Consider the following 18,994-nt stretch of genomic DNA (forward strand, 5'->3'; position numbering starts at 1 on the left):
TTATCTTTATTATCTTTATTATCTTTATTATCTTTATTATCTTTATTATCTTTATTATCTTTATTATCTTTATTATCTTTATTATCTTTATTATCTTTATTATCTTTATTATCTTTATTATCTTTATTATCTTTATTGTCTTTATTATCTTTATTGTCTTTGTTGTCTTTATTGTCTTTGTTGTCTTTGTTGTCTTTGTTGTCTTTGTTGTCTTGAGAATTCTGCTGATTATCTTTTTGTTTATCTAGCTCTTTTGCTACTTCTAAATTATTTTTTGCATCTATAAAATCTGGTCTTTTTTGTATAGCTTTTGTATATGCGTCTATAGCTTTTTTGTATTCGCCCATGTGCGTTAAGGCATTACCCTGATTATACAACCCTTTAGCTGAATCATCTTTTTTAAACTCTTGATATGCATTTTGGTAGTCTCCGGCTTTATAGTATGAAGAACCTTTCCAATTACTATTTTCAAAAGCTTCAGCCGCTTTTTTTGCATTACCACTATCATAATAGCTCATGCCTTGTTGATCTCTTGTTTGCCATAAATCATTCCACTTATTCGCAAAACAAAAACATGGCAATAGTAACAAGATAAATATTAATTTTCTTAGCGACATATTCTCTCCAAAATACCTCTTCTAAAAAATAGTAAACTCATAGCTACCAGTAACCAAATAAAATAAATCCCCTCATCCTGCCAAAAAATATTTGCCGACTTTTTATCTGATTTCTTTTTACCATTGCCTTGTGTATCTGATAGTATCTTTTTAATATCAGTATTATTAGCAGTTAAAGTCACTAATTTTCCAGATCCAGCTTTTGCTAATGCTTCAAGTTGATTCATATCTATACCAAAATACTGGATATTGCCTCCATCATCTTTTATATAATTACCCTTATCATCTTTAGCAATACCGCCTTTTGGAGTTCCTATTGCATATACATCAGTATCTATACCCTGCTCTGCTAACTGTTTTGCTTTGGCGATAGCATCAGCTGATGGTGCTGAATCTGTTATCAAAATTATCTGACCTTTTTTTGCACCTGCTTGAGTAATTAACTGAGCAGATTTTTCTATAGCTTTATAGATATTATTACCCTGCACAGGCACAATATCTGAATTAATAACAGGGACAAGGTTCTCAACAGTATTCGCATCAGATGTTAATGGCGAAACAACAAATGGCTCACTTGAGAATACTATCATCCCAACCTGACCTTCTTTTATTCTACGCAAAATATCTAAAGTCTTATATTTAGCTCTCTCAAGCCTAGTTGGAGAAACATCTGTAGTGTCCATCGACTGCGAAACATCTAAAGCAATAACTCTCGAAACATTTTCTTGATATACAGGCACATCTTTATACTTCCATGTAGGACCTGCTAATGCTAGCACAGATATAATCCACAAACACAAAAACAAAAATGGCACTAATGACTTTTTAGTTTTTGACTGCTTACCTACAACTATATGCTCCAATAAATGACTATCACAATACTTAGCCCAACTATTTGCTTGTGAAGAACTTCTAAAAAGTAAAATAACAAAAACTACAATAGGCACTAATGCTAACAGCCACCACGGACGCAGAAAATGAAAATCCATACTAATATCCTCTCCTACGCTTCAACCATACTATAGCCATCACAAAACTTAACAGCAATGCAAAACCAAGACTCCAAGGATATAGATATGTAACTGGTCTGACTACTGTTTTGTCTGACTCTATCGGCTCTAGCCGATCTATCGATTCATATACTTGTTTCAAATCAGTACTATTTTGAGCTCTAAAAAACTTCCCTCCGGTCATTGTGGCAATTTTTTGTAATACTTCTGTATCTAGATCCTCTGATGTATTAACTAATCTTTCACCAAAAGTAGTCTTAACCATCATTTGCCCACCACCCAAACCTATGGTGTATATCTTTATATGATACTGTTTTGCAAGTTCTGCTGCCTGCATAGGCTGTAGCGCTCCGGAGTTATTTTCACCATCTGTTAGCAAAACAAGAGCTTTAGAGTCACCTGGGTATCTTTTGAGCTTCTTAACTGCCAAACCTATAGCATCGCCTATAGCAGTTTGTGGACCTGGTAAAGCAATACTTGCATCATCAAGCATTTTTTTGACAGTTGGGATATCAAAAGTCAACGGCGTTTGCAAATATGCCCAAGTACCAAAAAGTATCAAACCTACTCTATCTCCTTGACGTGTATCTAAAAACTCATTAGCAACACGCATTACAAGATCAAATCTTGACTCCATTTTACCATTAGACTTCTGCATATCTTGGATAGCCATACTACCAGATAGGTCAATAGCCATCATTAGATCCCTACCGCTTTGCGGCAAGCTAACTGGTTTGCCTAACCACTGGATACCAGAACCTGAAATAATCAATAATATCCAAATAGTACTTAGAATATATTTAAGATAATTTGCTTTGGTAAAGTCTCCATTTTTATTACCTCTCAACTGAGATTCCAACTGAGCAAAAAATGGTATTTTTAGTGCCAGCTGCTTATCATGTTTTACTCTTGGAAATATCCAATAGCTAACAACAGGTAAAATAATCAAAACCAAAAACCAAGGATATTCTATATTAATCACAATACTCTCCTTAGCCACTGCTCTGCCACAGTCAAAATTTCATTTAACGTTTGTTTATCTAATTCGACAGCTCTATAACTATTTGCCAACATATTAGCTTTGGTATTTTTGAAATTTTGATTTTTCATTTTAGAGTCGAGAAACTCAAGCCATTGCTCACCATGTAGAGTTTTGATTTGTTGATTTGGGAATTTTTGTAATGCTACTCTTTTTAAATATACAGATATATTTTGCAAAACCTCTTTCGGTTTATTTTGTTGAGTCTCTTCTATTGCCCTTCTAAAATCATTAATAATAGAATCCTTGTAACTATTTCTCTTTTTTCTAAAATGTAGAATGATCAAGAAGATAATAAAAGCTAGTACAATCAAACCTAAAAGTAACCACCAACCATAAGCCAAAGGCCACCATTGAGAGACCCTTGCAGGCAAATAAATATCTTTTAATTGAGCCAAAAGATCATTAGTTTGCATAATTAGCTATCCCATAGTTTATTGCTTTAACCAGATCATCATTCGTTGCTATCTCAATAAACCCTGTTTTATTCTTACGTGAAAAATCCTTTATCGCAGTGTATCTTTCTTGATAAAGGTTTTTATAAACACTTCTTTGTTTCTTACTCGCAGCATCTAATACTATACGATGCTCACCATCACTAAAATAATATGTATCTAAAGCAGGTAACTCCTTTTCTATAGGATCATAACTAAATATATTTATAACCTCATTTTTAGCTCTCAATAATTTAAGATACTGTTTTGCTTGCTCATCAAAACTACTAAAGTCACTAATAATAATTATCACACTATTACTACGAACTTTCGCATACAGAAACTTTATAACATCTGCTAGTTTCTTTTGAGATTTAAGCTGATAATCTTTGTGATCAGTCGTTATAAGATTAAACATTTTAATCAAGGCTGATTTATCTTGTTTTGCAGGGTAGAAGTTATAGCCTTGATCATCAAAAATAATGCCTCCAACCTTATCATGAGCCTCTAACGCTCCAAACCCTAATAACGCTAATGTATTAGCAGCCTTAACACACTTAAAGCACTCCCTTGTACCAAAGTTCATTGTACTATTTTGATCAACAATAAAATACAGACTACGTTCACGCTCTTCATGATAAACTTTAGTGTATGGTTTACCAAGCCTTGCTGTAAGTGACCAGTGCATCAATCTAATATCATCGCCTGCTTGATAATGTCTAACCTCATCAAAGTCCATACCACGACCTTTTGCGTTAGAAATATTTGTACCAGCATTAGTCGTATTAACTTTCTGATTAGCAAATAATTTTAGTGACTTTGCCTGATAGCGATGATTCAAAAGCTCTTGGATATCAGCCTTAACACCTTTATAACTTTTCATTGAGGATACTCTATGGGATTGGCACAGCCTTTAGCAATTCAGCAATCACATCATCACTTGTGATACCATCAACATCTGCTTCAAATGTTGGCAATATTCTGTGACGTAGCACTTCATATATAACTGCATGGACATCTCCAGGAGATACATAATCATTGCCAGATAGCCAAGCATGCGCTCGAGCCGCTCTATCTAGCGCTATTGTTCCCCTAGGACTTGCGCCAAAGGCAATCCACTTTTTGATACTTGGACTATATTTTGATGGATCTCTAGTAGCGAGAATTAACTCAATAATATATTGCTCAAGAGCTGCTGACATTTGAACATTCAATACTTCCTCTTGTGCTGCAAAAATCGCTTCTTGAGAAATACTCGGGTAGCGTAATTTATGCCCTAGTGCTTCACCTCTACTTATAGACAGAATTTTTGCTTCAGTTTTTGGATCTGGATACTCAATCTTCACAAAAAGCATAAATCTATCTAACTGTGCTTCAGGAAGTGGATAAGTACCTTCTTGCTCAATTGGGTTTTGCGTAGCCATCACCATAAAAAGATTAGACAAAGGATATGTCTTCTTACCCACTGTGATTTGCTTCTCTCCCATAGCTTCAAGCAATGCTGACTGAACCTTTGCAGGCGCCCTATTTATCTCATCAGCAAGCAATAGGTTATGAAATAATGGCCCTGACTGAAACTCAAAGCTCTGTTGCTGAGGTATGTATATCTCTGTCCCTGTCAAATCTGCCGGTAAAAGATCCGGTGTAAACTGCACTCTATGATAAGAGCAATCTATACTTTCAGACAATGTTTTGATCGCAGTTGTCTTAGCTAACCCAGGAGCTCCCTCTACAAGCAAGTGTCCTCCAGCTAGCAATGCTATCAATAAACGCTTATTTAAATTTTCTTGACCAACAACACGATTGTTTAAGAACTCTAGTAATTCCTCAAACTGATTATATACAGACACAGTCTCTCCAAAACCTCTTATCTTCTTTTGTAGAGTATATGGGTTGTTACTAGTTTTTCAAGAGTCTAGACTCGATATAACTAATTTACAAAGATTAAACAGTGTTATAAACTTTAGTTTATTAACTAAAATCGACAAAATTCTTATGAAATTTCTTAAAATGTGGGCAGTATCAATGCTAGTAAGTTTAACACTAGTTAGCTGCTCGAACACATCTGATTTAACTAGCAATCTGAACTCAGCAGGCGAATCTATTGCAAGATTTGTGAATGGTACTTTTTCTGCTAAAATTGATAACACTAGCCTGCAAAGTGTATACAATGCAACACTTTTGGCTCTAAATAACGGTAGTAATAAAATAGTAACTAGCAACATCAATGATGACACCGCGAACATCACTGGCACGTACACTATCAACGGCAGTTTTTTTGACAAAGTCCATACGGTTAATTTTGATATAAAACTACTCAAAGGTAACGACAATACTGTTAATTTACTTATCCGAATAGGTAAGTTTGGCAATAAAGAAGCATCTGTTAATTTACTAACAAACATAAAGAGTAATCTAGGATTATAAATAATGAGTGTAAGTACCCCAAAAGTATTATCTATTCAATCTCATGTAGCCTATGGCTATGCCGGTAATAAAGCTGCCGTATTCCCTATGCAGCGTCTTGGTATAGAAGTCTCTCCAATATATACAGTCCAGCTCTCAAACCATACTCAATACGACTTTTTTAAAGGTTCTTTTTTTAGTGCTGAAGATATCCAAAATGTTATAGAAGGCTTGATTACTAACAACTTCTTAGCAAAACAGGATGCTATCTTATCTGGATATATCGGCAACGTCGATGTTGCTAAAGTTATTGCAAATACAGTCACATTACTAAAAGAAAAAAAACAAGCTAGCCTATACTGCTGTGACCCTGTCTTTGGTGATAAATATGATGAAGATGAAACAGGACATATTTTTGCATCAAACGATCACCCAGAAATATTCTTAAAATATTTATTACCATTAGCTGACATAATTACACCAAATATATTTGAGCTAAGTGTACTAAGCGGTGTCGAGATAAGAAAGCATGAAGATATAGTCAAAGCATGCCAAAGTCTAATTGTAAAAACCAAAAATGAAAAGCAAATCATAATCGTTACAAGTGTGTCTTTTGATAAAAATAAAACTGGTATTGCAATTTACCAGAACAATAACTTTTCTTATATGGAATCTGCCAAATATAAAGTTCAACCTAAAGTAAGTGGCTCAGGTGATATTACTGCAGCGATGTTTTTAAGTTATCTTTTAAAGGGTAAAACATTAGATGAAGCTCTAAGTTTGGTTACTAGATGTTTGGACGGCATCTTCAGGGTTACACACGAATTAAACACTGATGAGCTAGCCTTAATACAAGCACAGGAGTACATCAAATAATGGATCGTTATAGCAAAATCACAGATGTCCATCGCTACAAAAGAGAAATCGTACTGCTAAAAAGTCGCCCTTGTGCTTATGGAAAATGTACTTTTTGTGACTATATACTAGATAACTCAAAAAATATTGACGAAATCAACTCTATTAATTTTGATATTTTAAACAATGTTAGCGGAGAGTTTGGTGTTCTTGAAATAATAAATTCAGGCAATGTATTTGAACTTCCTCAAGCAACTAAAAATCGTATTAAAGAAATAGTTCAAGAAAAAGATATCAAACTACTTTTTGTCGAAGCGCACTGGATGTACAAAGACCATCTACACAAAATCAAAGATCTATTTGATACTAATATCTTTATCAAAACTGGTTTAGAAAGCTTTGATAATCAGTTTAGAGAAAAAATTTTAAATAAAGGATTCTTTCATACATCACCCCAACAGCTAAGTGAGCTATTTGACTCAGTTTGTCTCTTGATTGGTGTCAAAGGTCAAACAAAAGAGATAATAAAAAAAGATATTGAAATAGCTAAAAAACACTTTAATCACACAACTTTGAATCTATATGTAAACAATACAACATCAATAAAAGCAGATGAAGAGTTGAAAAAATGGTTTTTAGATGAATATAAAGAGCTATTTAATGATCCACAATTTGAGATACTTGTCAGCAATACTGATTTTGGTGTTGGTGACTAATGCAACTTTAGCTGATATCAAAATACGTTGAAGTATGCTATCTTTGTAGTACAAGTGTACTTTAGGGGAAGATGTTGCAACACACTCTCAAACAAATTTCCGATATTCTAAAAGCAAGAATAATCAATAACCCGTCTACTGAAGTTATTATTTCAGGACTTAATTATGCAGAATCCGCAAAAGAAAATGATTTGACTTTGATAGATCAACACGAGCATATTAAGCTTTGGGAAAACTCAAAGGCTGCCGCTGCTATTGTCAGTGATAAGATTAGCACTGAGTTAGCAAAAATTAATGATAAGCCAATATTGGTAGTGAATAACGCAGACTTAGCCATGGCTAAGGTACTAGAACTATTCTCTGTACCATACCCTGAACAAAATGGCATTCATGAAAAAGCTGTTATAGACCCATCAGCAAAAATTGGTAAAAATGTTGAAATTGGCCCAGGAGCATACATTGGTAAAAATGTTGAAATTGGTGATAATACAATAATCTACGCCAATGTATGTATTTACAACGATACAAAAATTGGTACTAACTGCATTATATGGCCTAGTGTTACAATTCGAGATAGAACAGTTATAGGACACTTCTGTAGACTATACTCAAACTGCTCTATAGGTACAGATGGATTTGGCTACAGACCTTCAGAAGATGGTAGAAGTATAGTTAGAATTCCTCATATAGGTAATGTTGTGATTGGCAGTTTTGTAGATATTGGTTCAAACACATGTATTGACAATGCTAAATACGGCTCAACAATAATTGGTGATTATACAAAAATCGATAACCTAGTTCAGATAGGTCACAATGTCATTATTGGTAAGGGTTGCATGATATGCGGACAAGTAGGTATCAGTGGCTCTGTAACAGTAGGAGATGGTGTAGTAATAGCGGGTAACGCCGGCATCAAAGATCATACCAAAATAGGCAGCGGAGCTCGAATAGGCGGTAAGGCTGGTGTGATGTGGGATGTACCTGCTGGTGAGAGTCATATGGGATACCCTGCCTATAAAGATACTGAATTAGCAAAACAATGGATAGCCATCAGGAAGCTTCCAGAAACTATGAAAAAACTCAAAGCACTAGCAAAAAGTCTAAAAATAGATCTTTAATCTTTAAATTAAATGTATTTTATACATAAGAAATTTAAATATAACAAATAAGATTTTTAAATATGCAGCTTGTAGCAGTATAAATTCAACCCCTCCGTTTTAAATAAATAACTTCTCAAAAGCTAATATATAGCTTAATTTCACCTGCATTAGGTATCTAAATTCAAACCAGATACTATACCATTTTAGTATACTCAAAGCCTTTATTTTCAATATCTTCACTCGAATTTAATTTTTGATTTAGGCTATTAATATGTTAAAATTTGGAGTGTATAATTATAAGGCAAGAAAAGACCTCTAAATTATCAAATTATAAGATTTTTTCTTTCCAATTCTTTTACAAAAAGGAAATAACACTAAAATACTAGAACTATAAGGAGAAGCAACATGTTACCAACGCTCATGTCTGTTGACTTAGCAAGATTGCAGTTTGGTTTAACAGCATCATTTCACTTCTTATTTGTTCCTCTAACGTTAGGGCTAACGTGGATTTTATTCACAATGGAACTAATGTACGTAAGAACAGGTAAGCAAGTATATAAAGATATGGTGAAGTTTTGGGGTAAATTACTCGGAATTAACTTCGCTCTAGGGATTATTACTGGTCTAACCATGGAGTTTGAATTCGGTACTAACTGGTCATACTACTCTCAATCAGTAGGTGATATTTTTGGTACACCTCTGGCTATTGAAGGCTTGGCAGCATTTATGCTTGAGTCTACTTTTGCTGGTTTATTCTTCTTCGGCTGGGATAAGTTATCAAAGAAACAACACTTACTGTCTACATTCTGCTTAGCAATAGGTTCAAGCTTCTCTGCGTTACTAATATTGGTTGCTAACGGTTATATGCAACATCCTGTTGGTTCTGAGTTCGTTGCATCTACAATGAGAATGGAAACTGTAAGCTTACTTCAAGTATTCCTAAATGAAACAGCACAAACAAACTTTGGTCACGTGATAACAGCTGGATACACAACTGGTGCGACTTTTGTAATCGGTATTAGTGCTTTCTATCTACTAAAAAATCGTGATAGCGGTTTTGCTAAAAGATCTTTGGGTGTTGGCTTAGGTTTCGGTATCGTTGCATGTACTATGGCGATGTTCTTCGGTGATGCAAACGGTGTAGATGCATTTAAAGTACAACCATTAAAAATGGCTTCAATAGAAGCTGAGTGGGATACTTCTAAAGCTCCTGCTGCTTTCAATGCTGTAGCTATCCCGAGCAATGCTGATCAAGAAAACCATTATGCAGTAGAGATTCCTGCTGTACTTGGTCTAATCGCTACTCACTCTACAGATGTAGAAGTCCCAGGTATCAAAGCTATCCTCTATGGAAAAGCAGATGCTAATGGCACTAGAGACCCTAGCCTTGCATACTATAGAGATATCGCAACAGGTGAAACTGCTGATGTATCTCCAGAAGTAGCTGCTGCTAACCCTGCTAAGTACGAAAAAGTACCTGCTGCGGTAGTTATGATTAGAGATGGTGGTTTAGCGTATGCAGATCTTCTTAAGTGGAGAGAAACTGGTCATGAAGGTGATACTCCTGATGCTAGCTATGTTAACTACAACAACCCTGAATATCAAAGATATATGGGCTTCGGTAAGTTACTTGTACAAGTAGCTCAAGAGAAGTACGGTAAAGCTGATTCAGATACGATAGCAAAAGTTGCTAACGATCCTGAATTAGTAAAAGCAACTGCTACTAATATGGTTCCTGAAGTTGTTAGCATATTCTGGGCATTTAGAATAATGGTTGGAATTGGTCTATTATTATTTGCTCTAATGTTTGTTGGCTTAATCCTACTTGCTAAAAACTCTTTAGGTAGCTCTAAATTTAGCAGACTTGTATTAAGAGTAATGCTATGGTCAATCCCATTACCATTTATTGCTTGCTCTGCTGGCTGGTTCGTAACAGAGCATGGTCGTCAGCCTTGGACAGTATATGGAGAGCTTCCTACTAGTATAAGTTCTTCAGCTCTTACGGCTGCTGATGTAGGTACATCTATGGCAATCTTCTGTCTAATAGACTTAAGCTTATTTGCTGTACTAATTTTCTTAATGTTCAAGTATGCAAGACTAGGACCTAGTTCGTTAGGCACTGGTAAATACCATTTTGAACAAAACAAAAATGATAAATAAGGAGAGATAAATGTTATTAGATGTTTTACAAATTATCTCTTGGCTAGTTGTAGGGGTTCTAATATTCTTAGTAGCTGCTACTGTTGGTTTTGACTTTGGTGTAGGTATTCTTGCCAAATTTGTTGGTAAAGATGACTACGAAAAAAGAGCTATCATAAATACAGTTGGCCCTACTTGGGATGGTAGCCAAGTTTGGTTTATTACAGCTGGTGGTGCTATATTTGCTATTTGGCCACAAGTTTATGCTACTAGCTTCTCAGGTTTATATATCGCTATCTTACTAGTGTTATGGGGACTTTTCTTAAGACCTCCTGCTTTTGAGTACAGAAAGAAAATAGATAACCCTACATGGAAAAACTTCTGGGACTGGATGCTTTTGTTAGGAAGTGTTATTCCTATAGTTGTCATGGGTGTAGCTGTTGGTAACTTATATTTAGGTTTTCCTATCTCTTATGATGATACCTCAAGATTAATATATGGTGCTGTTACTAACGGCCAGTATCAATCTATGTGGGTTACTTTGATACACTTACTAACTCCATTTGCATTATTGTTTGGTATATTTGCTCTAAATATGTCACTAATGCATGGTTCAGCTTATGCTAAGCTTAGAACAGATGGCGTTTTAAGAGATAGATTCAGAAAAATTACAAATGTTACAGCGACTATTTACTTAGTCTTATTTGTAATCGCAGCTATTTGGATTGCTCTAATACCTGGATATCAGTACTCTACTGGTGCAAGTTGTACATACGCATCAGAAGCATTACAACATCCATTCAGTGCTGGAGTTATTACTAATGACCATTCTTGGTATTATAACTTCACGCAAGCTAAAACTATTTGGATGTGGTTTGCTCCTATTCTGGCTTTTGTTGGTGCATTACTTGTTATCAAGTTCAACAACAAAGATAAAGATGGTGCTGCTTTCATAGCTAGTATGGCCTCTCTACTAGGTGCTGTATTAACTGTTGGCTTTGCATTATTCCCATTCATTATGGTATCTAATGTCGGCAACTTCCAATATAGCTTGACAGTATTTAACGCAAGTAGTAGCCAAACTTCTCTAATAGGTATATTATGTGCAGCTGTTATTATACTTCCAATCATCTTCTCTTATACATTCTTTGTGTATAAGAAAATGTGGGCAAATGGTCGTAGAGTATCTGCTGAAGAAGTTAAAGCAAACTCTCACGAGTTATACTAAGAGGAGACTAGTATGTTTTATTTATTATGGATTACATCTGCATTTGTAGCTGTTGGCGCTGGTTGTTTCGTAGCTAGCAGAATTGACAAAAAAGAAGACTAATTTTCTATCTGCTATTTTCTTCTATTTTATTTCTTCTCTTTGATATAAAATTTTTTCATTCAAATTTTATTTGTTTTAAAAAATGAAAAAAATAATATCTCTGACTATCACTTTATTTCTTGTTATAACATCTAATTGTTATGCAGATATTATTGTTGGAACAACTGGAGATTATGCTCCTTTTTCAACTTATAACAAAAACGATAATAAATTCTCCGGGAAAGATATCGATCTCATAAAAACTTTTGCTGAAGCAAATAATGAAGATATTAAATTTGTTGAGACCACTTGGGCAACTGCTGAAGGTGATCTAAAAGACAATAAATTTGATGTCTTTGTAGGAGGTATGACAATAACTCCTACTCGTCAAGCAAAATTCATATTCTCTACTCCATTAGGCTCTTTTAGTAAGGCTGCTATGACTAGCTGCAAAAACTTATCTAAGTTCAAGAGCTTTGCAAATATAGACAATCCAAATACCCTAATCATAGAAAATAGAGGTGGAACAAATGAGAACTTTGCTTTACAGAAAATCAAAAATGCTCAATTATTAATTATCGCTGATAATAAGCTTGCGGTTAAATCTATCACCGATGGCATAGATGGTATATATCCAGATATAATGTTTACCGATTCGCCTGAAATTGCGTACCAGCACTCTATAAATCCAAATATTTGCCAAGTACCAATTAAAGTTGATAATAGTATTTCATATAAGGCTTTTATGTTTAATAACACTCCAGCAGGGAAAAATCTTGCTAATAAGTTTAATGACTGGATAAAAGATAATCCTAAAATTCTTCATCAATATTTAAATTCAAAAAAATAGAAGTTCGCTAAATCAACCTAACTCTATCGGGTCAATATCAAAATACATCTTAACTGAGTTTTTTAAACTAGACATTATTTGAGTATTAGCAACCCATTTAATTATTAAATTTATCTGACTACGAGAGTTTGAGGTTAAAAGTATACTATAGTGATATACATTATTCTTTTTCAAATGAAGAGCTGGTAGAGGTTTAGATACTTGTACACCGGAGCTATCTTTCAAACTCAAATATATTTGCTCCAACATATTTAAGACTTTATTTTCATCTTTTGATTCTGCTATGATTTGTGCTTGATAGGTATATGGTGGATAGCTCGCGTACTTTCTTTGCTCTAGAAGATAATCCAGAAACTCAAGATAGTCACTATTTACCAATAACTGTAAAAGTTTATTATCAGGCTGATATGTCTGAAGTATTATCCTTCCAGGTTTATCCGCCCTTCCAGCTCTTCCAGAGACTTGAACTATCGTTTGCGCAGTTCGCTCTATTGCATGGAAATCAGTACTATATAAACCAGCATCAATATTAATTAATCCTGCTAATGTAATATTCTCGAAATGATGCCCTTTTGCTATCATCTGAGTACCAACGATAACATCAACTTGCTTATCATTTATCATCTGATTGATGCTATGTAGATCATTCATAGTTTTGATATTTGATCTATCAAAGCGCACCACCTTATTATATGGAAATCTCGCCTCTATTCTTGACTGAACTTTTTCAGTACCACTACCATAAGCAAAAAGCTCTTCAGCATTACAACTTGGACAAGCTGTAACTATTGGCTTACGAGAACCACAAAAATGACATTCTAAGTACTGATATGGATGTGTATGTAATGTATATGGTTTATCACATCTCTTACACTCCACAGTCTCTCCGCAACTCTTACAGACCAAAGCCTTAGCAAAACCTAATTTGTTGATAAATATTAATGACTGCTGATGATCGTTGATATTCTGCTCAATCAATGAAAAAAGAGTATTACTAATACCATTATCAACAATACTTGATTTTAGATCTAATAGCTCAATCGTATTCTGATGTGAGTTTAGCGCCCTTTTATTAAGCTTGAGCAAATTATACTTTCCAATAAGATAATTATAGTAACTTTGAATAGATGGTGTAGCACTACCCAGAACGACTGGAACATCAAGCTGACTAGCTCGAAATATAGCAACATCACGAGCATTATAACGAATAGTTGTTGTTTGTTGCTTATATGAACTATCATGTTCTTCATCAACGATGATAATCCCAAGATTCTTAAAATCAGCCAAGACTCCACTTCGAGTAGCAATTACAATATCAGCTTCGCCATTTTTTATTTTTAACCAGTTAGTTAACCTAGTTTTATCACTTAGTTTAGAATGTAGTGCAACAACATTCTTATCTATAAACCTCTTCTCAAATCTTTTGATTGTCTGTGGTGTAAGATTTATTTCTGGCACTAAGACAAGAACTTGTTGAGACTTGGCTAAAAAACTCTGAATGGTATGTAAGTAAACCTCTGTTTTGCCACTTCCAGTTACTCCATAAAGTAAAGATACCTTGAAACCCGATTGTGATGCAATTTGCTCAAAAGCATATTGCTGTTCTGGATTAAGCAACTTAGGTAAGTCTGATTCTATAGTATTATTAGACTGTCTTAACTTATAAGTTTTTTTGAGGATGTTTTTATCAAGAAGTTTATTAATAACATAGCTAGAAGCTAATTCTTTTAGCTCCTCAAAACGAAGCGCCTCATTATTAGCAAAAATTTTTAGAACATCTTGTTGCTTTGAAGTCAGTTTATGTTGCTGTAGCTCTATTTGATCTAAATATACATAGGTATCTTTCTGAGGAGAAACTTTCTCAATTTTCAAAAAATCATTTGGTAAAGCCAAACGTATAGCATTATATAAATCACAACAATAATACTGCGATAACCACAAAATAAGTCTTTGTACAGCATCGCTAATAGGTTGATCTATAATCTTTAGAATAGGTTTTACTCTTGTAAGCTCATAATCAATCTTTATATCTTTAGCTACAATAAAGCCTATAAGTTGACGCTTACCCACCTGTACCAAAACTCTGCTAAATAGCTCGACATTAGTATCTTTAATAGAGTAATCAAGCAAGTAACTTGGAGGTACTGCTAGAGCAACCTTAACAATCATTATCTAACTTCTGCAGTTTTTGTATTTTTATACCAGTAATAAAAGCCATAAACAGCTGTAATGAAAAATATAAAGTTCTGTAGTACTTGACCATACAATTCTTGTTGATACATAACTACAACGAAGTACAAATCAGAAACAATCCATACAATCCAATTCTCCATAAACTTCTCTATAGTCATAATAATTGCTGTAAATGTAATACCTGTCAGAATACCTGTTGAAAATATATCTGCTGAACTAGTGATATAGTTAAATACAATACTAAAAATACATAGTATTGCTAGATACACAATATAACGAAAATAGTCAGCTCTCTTCATCCATTTAACAGTCTTATGCTCACCATCTATACCTTGTGTATACCACTTATACCAACCATAGCTGAAGAATACCACATAAACGAATTGCAACAGTACCAGTGAGTAGGTCCCCTTCATCGCAAACAAAAATAATAAAAGTATCGCACCTACTATACCCAATGACCAAGACCATACTTTAAGTCTTGCTAAGTATATTGTATACAATACATTTATAATCAATGCTGAATAATCAAGAGTCTCAAATATCATTATATAATTCCTATATCTCTAAAAACACTCGTATAATTTTATATCAAGATCTTTATATAAGTCAGACTTTATTACATTAATTTTTCTTATAGAGCTTGTTTTGAAATTAATCGTTGGATTACACGCCAAATATATCTCATACAAGTCTGTACTAAATACATCACAATTTAAATAACAAATATCTTGAGCAGTTATCCTAATAACTCCGGCGGTTTCTAAGTCATATAAGATTTTCTTAACTTTATCGTAATCAGCAACCGCCATCTTTTGATACATCTGATCAATACTAATCCCATTTCTCAATTCTCTTTGAGCCACATGTAGCTCTTTAAGCATACAAACACTTATACTTAAATCATCTCTTTTTACTTCTTTCTTAAAATCTAATGTCACCTCCATATACTGTATAGCTTTGATCATCACAGCACCTAAAAGTGTAATCTGCCAAGCCACAAAGACCCAAAGTATAAAAATAGGTATCAAAGATAGTGAGCCATAAATCACAGAATATGTAGGAACATAGAACATATACAATGCAAAAAGTTTTTTTGCAATGGAAAAAACTATAGCCACCAGAAATGCTACAATCAATGCTGTTCTAGAACTAATTCTTGTATTAGGTAATATTTTATAAAAAACAAAAAAACCTGCTATTAAAAAGATTAAAGATAATCCGTTTAAAAGATATTGCTCAATACCTATATCTTTCACAAACCAAGCCATAGAAATAAGGTACGTACTAGAAATAAATACAAAGCCCATTAATATAGGTCCCATTGTCATCAAAGCCCAATACACTAACAAACTTTGAACAAGAGGTCGTTGTTTATTAACATAAAAAACTTTATTTAATGTAATCTCTAATTTTTTAATCATCAAAAAAATAACAACTAACAAGACTACAATAGACGTAATTGGCAAAGAGGTCATCTTATCAGAAATACTTGTGATGTACTGCTGAACTGTCGCCGCGGTCTCGGGAAGCATATTTTGGAAAAGAAAATTCTGCAAATTCTCAGAAAGAGAGCTAAATGCATTAAAAGCATTCAAAATATTTATTATAATGAAGAAAGCTGGTACGATAGCAAACAAACTTGTAAGAGTTATAGCTGCAGCTACTGTTGGACAGTCTTTACGAAGATATTCTTTTAAGACCCAGATCCAATAGTTTTTAAATATTGACAAATATTTTTTGTATAACTTGATTTCAAACATAGAAAAAAAATAATGAAAAACATACTAATACTATACTACAGCCAAGGTGGAAGTACAAAGAAAATGGCTCATACCATAGCCCTAGGTGTAGAAGCTACAGGCGCTACTGCCATAGTTCGTACCGTACCAAATATCTCAGCAAAAACTGAACAGGTTGATTCTAAAATTCCTGATAGTGGAGATCTATATGCTACAAAAGAAGATCTTGCAAACTGCGATGGTTTAATTGTTGGAAGCCCAGCTTATTTTGGCAATATGGCATCACCTTTGAAATACTTTTTAGAAATTCATAGTGATATATGGTTTAAGGGTAGTCTAATCGGTAAGCCTGTTGGCTTTTTCACAGCTGCCTCTGGAATGCATTCAGGACATGAGAGCACTCTACTATCAATGATGATCCCATTTATACATCATGGTTGCCTAATTGTTGGTGTACCATATAGCGAACAAGCTCTAGAGCATACACGTACAGGTGGTACACCGTATGGTGCATCTCATCTAAATACTTTTTCACCAAACAAAAATATGTCAGATGATGAGATTAAAATTTGTAAAACATTAGGTAAAAGAGTCGCGGATATTGCTAATAAACTTTCTTGTTAGGAGAATATTAGATGAGAAATATTTTTTATACTTTAATATTTTTATCACTTTTACTACTAAACAGCTGTAGCACATCTCAGCCAAGCTATTCTGCCAACTCAGTAGGCCAAGTATCCCAAGTAAAGCAAGGTAAAATCATAGATATTCAACAGGTCAAAATTAAAGGTAACAGTAATATAGGTGCCCAAATTGGAGGACTTGGTGGTGCTTTTGGTGGTGCTTTTGCCGGCGCAGGAGCAGGAATGCTTACCAGTATTGCTGGCTCTATCGGTGGGGCTATAGTTGGCGGTATTGCGGGAGGAGCAACAGAAGATGCCATAACCTCTTCAAAAGGCTATCAATTTACAATACAGTTAAGTAATGGTGAAGCACTTGCCATATTACAAGAAGATAAGCATGATTTAAATATTGGCGATGAAGTGACTATATATATGTCCGGAAACAATACTAGAATTGTTCCTGCAAAAAACTAAAAAACAATATTAAAAATAAGTAAAATTTGCTTTCGTAACACTTATAGTTTAGTATATTTTTTCATCATTATTAATTAGTATTTACATTTCCTGTGAACACTAAATAGTTTTTTTGACTTAGAGGAACCTAACCTAATGTATAAGAAAAAAGTTACCACACTGGGATTAAGCATCTGGTTTGCATGTGCATTTTTTTATGCTCTTGAGTATTTTGTAAGATCATCGACAGGCGCTCTACTTGATGACTTCACGAAAGAACCTTATAATCTTAGCCTCGCAGCGACCGCAATGTTTAGCTCATCATTTTATTGGAGTTATATAATATCACAGATACCTGCTGGCATACTCGTGGATAGATTTGGTATCAAGAGAGTAATGATAGCAAGTTCGGCCATATTTTCTCTAGCAATGCTGGTCGCAAGTATTGCTCATAATGAGTCAATGCTTCTGGCTTATAGAATATTAGCTGGGTTTGGTGGAGGCTTTGCTATATTGTGCGCTATAAAAGCAATCGCAATTTGGTTGCCAAATAGATTATTTCCTGCATTTACAGGTTTAACGCAATTTGTACTATATATAGGTGCAACGCTTTCAGCTGCTCCTCTAGTATTCTTAGCTAGCCACTTCAGTATTTCACAAATCATGGCTTTACTATTTATAATTTCTATAATTTTGTTGCTTGTTAGCATATTTATAATACAGGTACATCCTGACTACTCTAAGCATAATAAACAAAACGAACATAAGAAAGATAATTTAAAGGATATTATTACTGTATTTAAAAATAAACAAATTTGGTTTAACGGCCTATACTGCTTCACTATCTATGGAACAACTGTTCTTTTCGCAGACTTATGGGGTATAAAATATTTACAGCTAACAGGTTTTTCTGAAGTCAACGCTGGTTACTGCACTTCATTAATTTTTATTGGTGTAGCTATATCTAGCCCTATATGGGGTACTGTTGCATCAATATTTGATGGTGAGAAGAAATTCTTATTGATCACGCCTATTTTTGGGTTCTTTATTGTTACATATTTACTATTTTTTAATACAAGCTTTCCTATAGCTGTAGTTTTATGTATTCTTTTTGGCGCTGTCCAAGCTGTTCATGTTCTAAACTATTCTGCGTTGAGAAATACAGTTTCTGCAACGCAGATTGCAACGGGATTAGCAGTAGTTAATATGTTCTTACCATTAAGTGGAGGGGTTTTGCAACCAACCACCGGAGCATTAATAACTCATCTAAAACAGTCACATGAATCATTATACGCATTCCAAACAACATTAATTATTATTCCAATATTAATGATTCTTTCATTTATAATCGCTTTGTTTATCAAAGATTCAAATAACTAAAATCTCTGTACACGATAAAAAATATTGAAAGGACTGATTAAAGCCTTATATATTCATTATTTGCGAAAGATGAAAAAGTACTTTAATCAGCTAAGAGGAAGTCTATCTGAAATATTCAATTGGCACAA

General features: G+C 34.0%; 20 protein-coding genes. 11 read left to right on the forward strand and 9 right to left on the reverse strand.

Going from position 1 to position 18,994, the window contains the following annotated elements:
- From F3D57_RS06835 to F3D57_RS06860, 6 genes are all read right to left on the reverse strand, one after another.
- Positions 1-617 (reverse strand): tetratricopeptide repeat protein (locus F3D57_RS06835; protein WP_224728162.1); only part of this gene is annotated, 617 nt, incomplete at its 3' end.
- Positions 608-1,606: a vWA domain-containing protein gene (locus tag F3D57_RS06840; RefSeq protein WP_150465686.1), complete on the reverse strand. Its 999-nt coding sequence runs from the start codon at positions 1,604-1,606 to the stop codon at positions 608-610. The genes F3D57_RS06840 and F3D57_RS06835, both read right to left, overlap by 10 nt.
- Before the next feature lies 1 nt (position 1,607).
- Positions 1,608-2,609, reverse strand: coding sequence for a vWA domain-containing protein (locus F3D57_RS06845; protein WP_191092368.1), 1,002 nt, complete (start codon positions 2,607-2,609; stop codon positions 1,608-1,610).
- Positions 2,606-3,082 (reverse strand): DUF4381 domain-containing protein, encoded by a 477-nt coding sequence (locus tag F3D57_RS06850; protein WP_150465688.1) that lies wholly within the window; start codon positions 3,080-3,082, stop codon positions 2,606-2,608. Before F3D57_RS06850 ends, F3D57_RS06845 begins: the two co-directional genes overlap by 4 nt.
- Positions 3,072-3,983, reverse strand: coding sequence for a DUF58 domain-containing protein (locus F3D57_RS06855; protein ID WP_150465689.1), 912 nt, complete (start codon positions 3,981-3,983; stop codon positions 3,072-3,074). Before F3D57_RS06855 ends, F3D57_RS06850 begins: the two co-directional genes overlap by 11 nt.
- A 10-nt stretch (positions 3,984-3,993) precedes the next feature.
- Positions 3,994-4,950 carry an AAA family ATPase gene (locus F3D57_RS06860; protein ID WP_150465690.1) on the reverse strand — a complete coding sequence of 319 codons (957 nt, stop codon included), beginning with the start codon at positions 4,948-4,950 and terminating at the stop codon, positions 3,994-3,996.
- A 145-nt stretch (positions 4,951-5,095) separates the two neighbouring features.
- On the opposite strand from F3D57_RS06860, the gene F3D57_RS06865 reads away from it, so the two are divergent.
- From F3D57_RS06865 to F3D57_RS06900, 8 genes are all read left to right on the forward strand, one after another.
- Positions 5,096-5,527 (forward strand): DUF3568 family protein, encoded by a 432-nt coding sequence (locus F3D57_RS06865; protein WP_179951681.1) that lies wholly within the window; start codon positions 5,096-5,098, stop codon positions 5,525-5,527.
- Positions 5,528-5,530: 3 nt separating this feature from the next.
- Complete coding sequence (gene pdxY, locus F3D57_RS06870) at positions 5,531-6,382, forward strand: pyridoxal kinase (protein WP_013921977.1); 852 nt, start codon at positions 5,531-5,533, stop codon at positions 6,380-6,382.
- Complete coding sequence (locus F3D57_RS06875) at positions 6,382-7,077, forward strand: radical SAM protein (protein ID WP_013921976.1); 696 nt, start codon at positions 6,382-6,384, stop codon at positions 7,075-7,077. The genes pdxY and F3D57_RS06875 overlap by 1 nt, the downstream gene beginning before the upstream one ends.
- 74 nt (positions 7,078-7,151) lie before the next feature.
- A complete protein-coding gene (lpxD, locus tag F3D57_RS06880) occupies positions 7,152-8,195 on the forward strand; it encodes a UDP-3-O-(3-hydroxymyristoyl)glucosamine N-acyltransferase (protein WP_150465699.1) in 1,044 nt (347 codons plus the stop codon).
- A 387-nt stretch (positions 8,196-8,582) separates the two neighbouring features.
- A complete protein-coding gene (locus F3D57_RS06885; protein ID WP_149369116.1) occupies positions 8,583-10,337 on the forward strand; it encodes a cytochrome ubiquinol oxidase subunit I in 1,755 nt (584 codons plus the stop codon).
- Positions 10,338-10,347: 10 nt separating this feature from the next.
- Positions 10,348-11,544: a cytochrome d ubiquinol oxidase subunit II gene (cydB, locus tag F3D57_RS06890; RefSeq protein WP_013921973.1), complete on the forward strand. Its 1,197-nt coding sequence runs from the start codon at positions 10,348-10,350 to the stop codon at positions 11,542-11,544.
- Between the two features lie 12 nt (positions 11,545-11,556).
- On the forward strand, positions 11,557-11,646 hold the full coding sequence (locus F3D57_RS06895) for a hypothetical protein (RefSeq protein WP_030003323.1): 90 nt from the start codon (positions 11,557-11,559) through the stop codon (positions 11,644-11,646).
- 82 nt (positions 11,647-11,728) lie between these two features.
- Positions 11,729-12,475 (forward strand): transporter substrate-binding domain-containing protein, encoded by a 747-nt coding sequence (locus tag F3D57_RS06900; protein WP_150465691.1) that lies wholly within the window; start codon positions 11,729-11,731, stop codon positions 12,473-12,475.
- A gap of 12 nt (positions 12,476-12,487) precedes the next feature.
- Here F3D57_RS06900 and priA read toward each other — a convergent pair whose 3' ends face one another.
- From priA to F3D57_RS06915, 3 genes are read right to left on the reverse strand one after another with little or no spacing between them, the layout of a single operon-like run.
- Complete coding sequence (gene priA / locus F3D57_RS06905; protein WP_150465692.1) at positions 12,488-14,644, reverse strand: primosomal protein N'; 2,157 nt, start codon at positions 14,642-14,644, stop codon at positions 12,488-12,490.
- Entirely contained in the window at positions 14,644-15,216 is a 573-nt protein-coding gene (pnuC, locus tag F3D57_RS06910) for a nicotinamide riboside transporter PnuC (RefSeq protein ID WP_150465693.1), read from the reverse strand. Before pnuC ends, priA begins: the two co-directional genes overlap by 1 nt.
- Positions 15,217-15,234: 18 nt before the next feature.
- Positions 15,235-16,431: a YhjD/YihY/BrkB family envelope integrity protein gene (locus F3D57_RS06915; protein WP_150465694.1), complete on the reverse strand. Its 1,197-nt coding sequence runs from the start codon at positions 16,429-16,431 to the stop codon at positions 15,235-15,237.
- A 12-nt stretch (positions 16,432-16,443) separates the two neighbouring features.
- Here F3D57_RS06915 and wrbA point away from each other — a divergent pair, with 12 nt between their 5' ends.
- From wrbA to F3D57_RS06930, 3 genes are all read left to right on the forward strand, one after another.
- The gene (gene wrbA / locus F3D57_RS06920; RefSeq protein WP_150465695.1) at positions 16,444-17,034 is read left to right on the forward strand and encodes an NAD(P)H:quinone oxidoreductase; all 591 of its coding nucleotides are present in this window, start codon (positions 16,444-16,446) and stop codon (positions 17,032-17,034) included.
- 11 nt (positions 17,035-17,045) lie between these two features.
- Positions 17,046-17,507, forward strand: coding sequence for a hypothetical protein (locus tag F3D57_RS06925; RefSeq protein ID WP_150465696.1), 462 nt, complete (start codon positions 17,046-17,048; stop codon positions 17,505-17,507).
- Positions 17,508-17,642: 135 nt separating this feature from the next.
- On the forward strand, positions 17,643-18,866 hold the full coding sequence (locus F3D57_RS06930) for an MFS transporter (RefSeq protein ID WP_150465697.1): 1,224 nt from the start codon (positions 17,643-17,645) through the stop codon (positions 18,864-18,866).
- Positions 18,867-18,994 lie beyond the last annotated feature (128 nt).

It is taken from the genome of Francisella sp. SYW-2, from assembly GCF_008711475.1.
Taxonomy (GTDB): domain Bacteria; phylum Pseudomonadota; class Gammaproteobacteria; order Francisellales; family Francisellaceae; genus Francisella; species Francisella salimarina.